Raw genomic sequence first — 7,050 nt, forward strand, 5'->3', positions numbered from 1 at the left:
GCGGAAGGTGGTGCGCGCGGGTTGCGACGGAGCGGCCCGGCCTGACAGGCCCAGGCGGTGCACCTTGCCGATCACGGCGTTGCGGGTCACGCCGCCGCCAAGGGCCTTGGCGATCTGGCTCGCTGACTGGCCTTCCAGCCACAGCTTCTTCAGCGCGCCGACGCGGTCTTCGGTCCAGCCTGGGTTCATGTCGCCCTCCCGGGAGAAGTCGGATTCAATATCTTGTGCCGGAGTCCGAATTTCGGCCCCTCATCACGCCTCTAATCGTAAATCACCCCTTAAAACACGCAATATGTGGGAATTCACCTGTCCACAGAAACTACATCTAGTATGGTTAATGTCCCGATTTGACTCAATTTCTTGGGCGTCATCCACAGGGGCTGCGCCTTGCGAAACCGGCTTGACTGTCGCATCTGAGGCGGCATGACGCACCAGACCGCCGGTTCCGACGCCTCTTCCGCCGCACCCCACGGCCTCCCTCAGCCCCGCCGCTATGACGGGATCAACTGGGTGGGGCTGCGCACCCTCTACCTGAAGGAGGTCCGCCGCTTCTGGAAGGTGGGCGCCCAGACGGTGGCGGCGCCGGTGGTGACGACCCTGCTCTACATGATGGTCTTCGTGGTGGCGCTGAAGGGCGCGCGCCCGCCGTTGCACGGCACCCCCTTCGCCGAGTTCGTGGCGCCGGGCCTGATCATGATGGCCATCTTGCAGAACGCCTTCGCCAACGCCTCGTCCAGCCTGATCCAGGCCAAGATCATGGGTACGGCGACCGATTTTCTGACGCCGCCGCTCAGCCCGCTGGAGCTGACCATCGGCTTCACCCTGGGCGCGGCGACGCGCGGGGTGGCGGTCGGCCTGGTGACGGCCTTGTGCGTCATGCCCTTCGCCAAGCTGGGTCTGGCCAACGTCGGCCTGATCGTCTGGTTCGGCCTGATCGCCTCCCTGCTGATGGGCATGATGGGGGTGCTGGCGGGGCTGTGGTCCGAGAAGTTCGACCATCTGTCGGCGGTGCAGAATTTCGTGGTCATGCCGATGACCTTCCTGTCGGGCACCTTCTATCTGATCGACAGCCTGCCCGAGCCCTTCGCCAGCATCAGCAAGTTCAACCCCTTCTTCTACCTGATCGACGGCTTCCGGGCGGGCTTCATCGGCCACGCCGAGGGCAGTCTTGTGGTCGGCGTGGTCATGAGCGCGGTCTTGACCGTGGTCATGGGCGCGGCCTGCTGGCTGGTGTTCCGTTCGGGCTGGCGGCTGAAGAGCTGACGGCTTTACCGTGAGCGAAGATCTGAGTTCAGATGCGGTCGCATCTGAACCGATTTCGCTTTAATCAGGGCCTCGAACGCGGGGCGAGGGGCTTCGCGAAAGGGGCCTCGCCATGTCGTTTCGTCTTCGCCTGAAAGCCGCCGTCAGCGGCGCCTGCCTGGCTGTCGTCTGCCTGACGGCCGCGCCGTCTCTCGCTCAGGATCGCGCGGCCGATCTGCGTGAACAGGTCGGGGCCTACGCCAAGCCGTCCAACGCCGAACGCATGGACGTGTTGCTGGACCAGCTGCGGGCCGAGGGTTTCTCGCCCACGGTCGAGACCTTCGAGGGCGGCGGCCGCGCCGGCCCGATGCAGGGCTCCAACGTCGTCGTCACCCTCGGCGAAGGCGAGAAGGAAATCCTGCTGACCGCCCACTATGACGCGGTGAAGCTGCGCGACGGGACGATGGCGGACGGCCTGGTCGACAACGCCGGCTCGGTGGTCGCCCTGATCGAGGCGGCCAAGATCCTGCGCGAGGCGCCGCTGTCGCACCGTATCCGCATCATCTTCTTCGACCAGGAGGAGCTGGGCCTGATCGGCGCCAAGAAGTGGATCGAGGCGCACGGGATCGCCAATGTCGCGGCCGTGGTGAACTCGGACGTCGCCGCCTATGGCGACACCATGATGTACGGCCAGAACAACGGAGCGCAGTCGGCCTTCGTCACCCGTGCGGTGCAGGAGCTGTGCGCCGAGCGCGCCCAGCAGTGCGTCGGCTTCCCCGAATATCCGCCGTCCGACGACCGGGCCTTCTCGGCGGCGGGCGCGCCGGTGGTCTCGCTCGGTTTTCAGGATGAGGTCGGCGCCCACCAGATGTGGCTGGCCTTCAACGGCGGCGAAGCCAACGGCCTAGCCGAGGGCTTCACGCCTCAGGTTTTCCGCGTCATCCACTCTAAGGACGACGCCATCGCAGCGGTCGAAGGCCACACCATCGACCTGGCGGGCCGGACCTATGCGGCCCTGATCCAGAAGCTGGATGCGCAACTGCGCTGAATTCGCGCCCCGCGCGGTGTTGACTAAGGGGAAATAGCGCCCGACAAGTTCGTCGCCCTTTTCCAAAGCGGTCCCGTCGCAGACGCGCCGGGACCGTCTCGCTTTATGGAGTCTGCCAAGTGTCCGGTCATCTGATGGGTGTCTACAATCGCGCGCCGCTGGAAGTGGAGCGCGGCCAGGGCGTCCGCCTCTGGTCTACTGATGGGACCGAGTATCTGGACTGCGTCTCGGGCATCTCGACCAACGCGCTGGGCCACGCCCACCCCAAGCTGGTGCAGGCGGTCAAGGATCAGGCCGAGAAGCTGTGGCATGTCTCCAACATCTTCAAGATTCCGGGGCAGGACGCCCTGGCCGACTCCCTGTGCGAGAAGTCGTTCGCCGACGTCGTCTTCTTCACCAACTCGGGCACTGAGGCGATCGAGTGCGCCCTGAAGACGGCACGCAAATTCCACGTCGCCAACGGCCAGCCTGAGCGTATCGACATCTACGGCTTCGACGGCTCCTTCCACGGCCGCACCTATGGCGCGATCAACGCCGCCGCCAATCCCAGCTACACCGAGGGCTTCGGGCCCAAGATGGAAGGCTTCCATCAGCTGAAGTGGGGCGACAAGGCCGCGCTGACCGCCGCCTTCGAGAACCCGAACACGGCCGCCATCATCCTGGAGCCGGTCCAGGGCGAGGGCGGTTGCCGCGCCACGCCGGACGCCGAGCTGCGCTGGATGCGCGAGATGGCCGACAAGAACGGCGTCCTGATCATCTTCGACGAAGTCCAGTGCGGCATGGGCCGGACCGGCAAACTGTGGGCACACGAATGGGCCGGCATGACGCCGGACATCATGGCTGTCGCCAAGGCCCTGGGCGGCGGTTTCCCCATCGGCGCCTGCCTGGCCACTGCGGAAGCGGCCAAGGGCATGACGGTCGGCGTGCACGGCTCGACCTTCGGCGGCAACCCGCTGGCCATGGCCGTCGGCCAGGCGGCCTTCGACGAAGTGTCGTCGGACGCCATCCTGGACAACGTCAATGAAGTCGCCGGCTATCTGACCCAGCAACTGCACGGCCTCAAGGAGCGCTTCCCCGACGTGATCGTCGAGGTGCGCGGCAAGGGTCTACTGCTGGGCGTCAAGCTGGTCCCGAACAACCGCGAGTTCATGGGCTGGGCCCGCGACGAGGCCAAGCTGTTGGTCGCCGGCGGCGGCGACAACCTGGTCCGCGTCCTGCCGCCGCTGAACATCACCCTCGACGAGGCCCGCGAGGCCATCGAGAAGTTCGAGAAGGCCTGCGAGTTCGCCCGCACCAAGATCGCGGGCTGACGCTATTTTCTCCCTCCCCTTCATGGGGAGGGTGGCCGAGCCGTGAGGCGAGGCCGGGTGGGGACGCTTTCTTCTACCTCCAGACTTTCGCAGGGCCGCCCCCACCCGGTCCTTGCGGGACCACCCTCCCCATGAAGGGGAGGGAGAAGGCTTGGTCATGGTTCGTCACTTCCTCGACATCCACCGCCTGGACGCTGCTGACCTGCGCGCCATCCTGGACGACGCCCACGCCCGAAAACGCGCCCGAAAAGGCTGGCCCCAGGGCCGCGCCGACGCCGACGCGCCGGGCAAGGACCGCGTCCTGGCCATGATCTTCGAGAAGAACTCGACCCGCACCCGCTTCAGCTTCGACGCGGCCATCCGTCAGCTGGGCGGCGATTCCATCATCGCTACCGCTGCGGACATGCAACTGGGCCGGGGCGAGCCGGTCGAGGACACCGCCCGCGTTCTGTCGCGCATGGTCGACGCCGTGATGATCCGCGCCAACGACCATGAAGACGTCGAACGTTTCGCCCGCGTCTCGACCGTGCCGGTCGTCAACGGCCTGACCGACCGCAGCCACCCGTGCCAGATCCTGGCCGACCTGATGACGATCGAGGAGCATCGCGGCCCGATCGAGGGCAAGACGATCGCCTGGATCGGCGACGGCAACAACGTCTGCCACAGCTTCATGCACGCCGCGCCCAAGTTCGGCTTCCACCTGCACGTCGCCTGCCCGGCGGAATATCATCCCGACCTGCGCGATCTGGAAAAGGGCGGCGCTCACGTCCACCTGACCAGCGACCCGCGCGAGGCGGTCAAGGGCGCCGACGTCGTCGTCACCGACACCTGGGTGTCGATGGGGGATCAGGACTATGAGGCCCGCCTCGCGGCCTTCGAACCCTACAGCGTCGACGAGGCCCTGATGGCCGAGGCGGCCGAGGACGCCGTCTTCCTGCACTGCCTGCCGGCTCACCGCGGCGAGGAGGTGACGGACGCCGTCATCGACGGCCCGCAGTCACTGATCTGGGACGAGGCCGAGAACCGCCTGCACGCCCAGAAGGCGGTCCTGGCCTGGTGCTTTGAGGCTTTTTAGCCCTAACGCGCTTCGCGCTGCTTGAGGGCGAATTAGGCTTAGCGCAGGTTGACGTCGACCACGTCGCCGGCGTCCGGCTCCTTGCCGGTCAGGTTGGCGCGGGCGATCTCGAAAGCGAACTTCATCAGCCCGCCGTCGCTGACCCAGACCCGGCCGTCGTCGGCGTCGAAGCGCAGCAGGGTTAGGCGCGGATCATCCTTGCCGTCCGGATACCAGGCCGACAGCACGGGATTCCAGTAGCGTTCGATGACGTCCCGGTCGTGGCCATGCACGGAAAGGGAGCCGTGGATGCAGGCCCAGACCTTCTGATCCTTGGAGCCATAGCTGAACATGGCCGTCTGACCCAGCGTCGCCGCGTCGCGCGCCAGGTCGGTGTCGTCGCGGGTGAAGAACCAGATGGTTCCGGTCTCGGCCTCGCGAAAGGCGGTCATCGGCTGGCTGTGATAGCCGGGGCGATCCAGTCCCAGCATCCCGGTGTTGCTGGACTTCAGGCTTTTCCAGAAGGCCGCTTCGGCCTCGGTGGGCGTCAGGTGCTTGTCGGTCAAGATCGTCTCCTGTCTCGTCGTTCGGGGAGACAGGACAACTAACCCGGCGCCGGAGCGTTCCCGCCTAGAACGGCGCGGCGGACGGCAGCGGCCGCCCGCTGAGTTCCGCCATCAGGTGGATCAGCAGGAAGAAGACCAGGGCGGCAGACAGCAGCATGATGAAGCGCCACGGTATCATGCGCGGGCCGCGCGTGATGTCCGTGGGGCGCGATCCGCGCCATCCGGCGAAGACGACGATGGCGATCGAGGCGACCAGCAGGATCAGGGTGAGCGTGGCGTCCATGACGGCGGCAGTTGGGGCGCCCGAGGCGGCGATGCAAGCGCTGTCGGCCGCCTAATCTCCAGCGTGGCCGTATTTCTTGATGCGCGGTTAATCTAAACGCGGCATTAACCATGCCGGGCGCATCAGCGGCCTGTCGGCTGCCGTCGGCGACTCGTGCCGAGGCGCCATATCTAGCGGTTAACGACACGTTTACACGCTTTATCTGGAAGGATACCGTTCGCGTCATGGGTCGGGAGGCGAATCAGTGACCGCAGCGGCGCCGTGGAGCGTGAAGGGCATCGATCCCAAGGCGCGCGAGATCGCCAAGGATCTGGCGCGACGTTCGGGCATGACCCTGGGCGAGTGGCTGAACTCCATGATCATGGACGAGCCGGACGAGGACGACGGCGTCGCCACCTTGCCGCGCCGGTCGCCCATTCCTGACCCTTATGACCGCCGCAGCCGCTCGCGCCGCCTGGACGACGTCTATGGCGAGGACGCGCATCGGTATGAAGGCGTGGGCCGCCATGAGAACCTGGGCCGCATGGGCGCTTCACTGGAAGTGATCGCCGAGCGTCTGGAGGCGGCCGAGCGCCGCTCGACCCTGGCGATCCAGGGCATCGACCAGGCCGTGGCCGGTCTGGTGCGCCGCCTCGAGAAACAGGACGAGGCCGAGACCGCCAAGGCTCGCCGCATCGACGACATCGCCGAGGAACTGCGCGAGGGCCATCGTCGCCTGCGCCGTCTGGAGCAGGACGCCGGGACCGAGGCGCGCGAAGGGCTGGACAAGCTGGACGCGGCGCTGACCGCCGTCTCCACGCGCCTTTACGACATGGACGAGCGCCAGCGGGCGGGCGTCAGCGAACTGCGCGACCGCATCGAGGCGGTCGAGAAGACGGCCGGGCCGGGCGCCGGAACCTCCCTGCTGTCGCAGGTCGGCGTGCGTCTGGACGACGCCCAGTCGCAGACCTCTGAAGCGCTGAAGGGGTTGGAGCGGTCGTTCGCCGCCCTGGACCTGAGGATGCGCGACGCCGAGCGCCGCATCGAGCCGGACCACGTACGCGAAGCTTCGCGCTTCGAGAAGCTGGCCGAGAGCCTGACCCGTCAGGTCGAGTCCAGCCGCACCGAGATGATCCGTCGCCTCGACGCGGCCGAGACTGAAGGTCGCGTCGATCGCATCGAACGCGCCCTGGCCGCCATCGGCGAACAGGCCCGTGCGGCCGAGCAGCGCTCGGTCGCCGCCGTCGACGGCATGGGCCGCGAGATCATGCGCATCGCCCGCAACCTGAACGGGCGGGTGGAGACGGTCGAAGCCGGCGGCTCCGCGCCGTCCGACGCCCGCGTCGCGGCGCTGGAGCAGAAGCTGGAGCGCGACCTGGCTCGCCACGCTGAGGCGGTGGATCAGCGCCTGACCCAGGCCGACGACGAGCACGCCCTGGCGCTGGAGCGGCTCGGCGGCGAGATCGCCCGGATCTCTGACAGGCTCGGCGAACGCATCGCCCAGTCCGAGCGTCGCTCGGCCCAGGCTCTGGACGACATCGGCCGCCGCCTGGCCGAAAGCACGGACA

7 protein-coding genes and 1 pseudogene are annotated in these 7,050 nt (G+C 67.1%); 5 read left to right on the forward strand and 3 right to left on the reverse strand.

Going from position 1 to position 7,050, the window contains the following annotated elements:
• Window positions 1-189 (reverse strand): GcrA family cell cycle regulator (locus RT567_RS11700; protein ID WP_313576520.1); only part of this gene is annotated, 189 nt, incomplete at its 3' end.
• Window positions 190-423: 234 nt separating this feature from the next.
• Between RT567_RS11700 and RT567_RS11705 the strand changes: the two genes are divergently transcribed.
• The 4 genes from RT567_RS11705 to argF all read left to right on the forward strand — a co-directional run bounded on the left by RT567_RS11705 (window position 424) and on the right by argF (window position 4,675).
• Complete coding sequence (locus RT567_RS11705) at window positions 424-1,263, forward strand: ABC transporter permease (protein ID WP_313576521.1); 840 nt, start codon at window positions 424-426, stop codon at window positions 1,261-1,263.
• A 112-nt stretch (window positions 1,264-1,375) separates the two neighbouring features.
• Window positions 1,376-2,290 (forward strand): M20/M25/M40 family metallo-hydrolase, encoded by a 915-nt coding sequence (locus RT567_RS11710; protein WP_313576522.1) that lies wholly within the window; start codon window positions 1,376-1,378, stop codon window positions 2,288-2,290.
• Window positions 2,291-2,424: 134 nt separating this feature from the next.
• Window positions 2,425-3,600, forward strand: coding sequence for an aspartate aminotransferase family protein (locus RT567_RS11715; protein ID WP_087138824.1), 1,176 nt, complete (start codon window positions 2,425-2,427; stop codon window positions 3,598-3,600).
• Window positions 3,601-3,757: 157 nt separating this feature from the next.
• Window positions 3,758-4,675, forward strand: a complete 918-nt coding sequence (gene argF, locus RT567_RS11720; protein WP_409516171.1) for an ornithine carbamoyltransferase — start codon at window positions 3,758-3,760, stop codon at window positions 4,673-4,675.
• A gap of 38 nt (window positions 4,676-4,713) precedes the next feature.
• Here the strand turns inward: argF and RT567_RS11725 are convergent, their stop codons facing one another.
• Both RT567_RS11725 and RT567_RS11730 read right to left on the reverse strand, forming a co-directional pair.
• Complete coding sequence (locus RT567_RS11725; protein WP_313576524.1) at window positions 4,714-5,220, reverse strand: pyridoxamine 5'-phosphate oxidase family protein; 507 nt, start codon at window positions 5,218-5,220, stop codon at window positions 4,714-4,716.
• A gap of 64 nt (window positions 5,221-5,284) precedes the next feature.
• Complete coding sequence (locus RT567_RS11730; protein WP_313576525.1) at window positions 5,285-5,503, reverse strand: hypothetical protein; 219 nt, start codon at window positions 5,501-5,503, stop codon at window positions 5,285-5,287.
• Between the two features lie 244 nt (window positions 5,504-5,747).
• On the opposite strand from RT567_RS11730, the pseudogene RT567_RS11735 reads away from it, so the two are divergent.
• A pseudogene (locus RT567_RS11735) lies at window positions 5,748-7,050 on the forward strand (hypothetical protein); the annotation flags it as partial.

This window comes from Brevundimonas sp., from assembly GCF_032107865.1.
Classification (GTDB): Bacteria; Pseudomonadota; Alphaproteobacteria; order Caulobacterales; family Caulobacteraceae; genus Brevundimonas.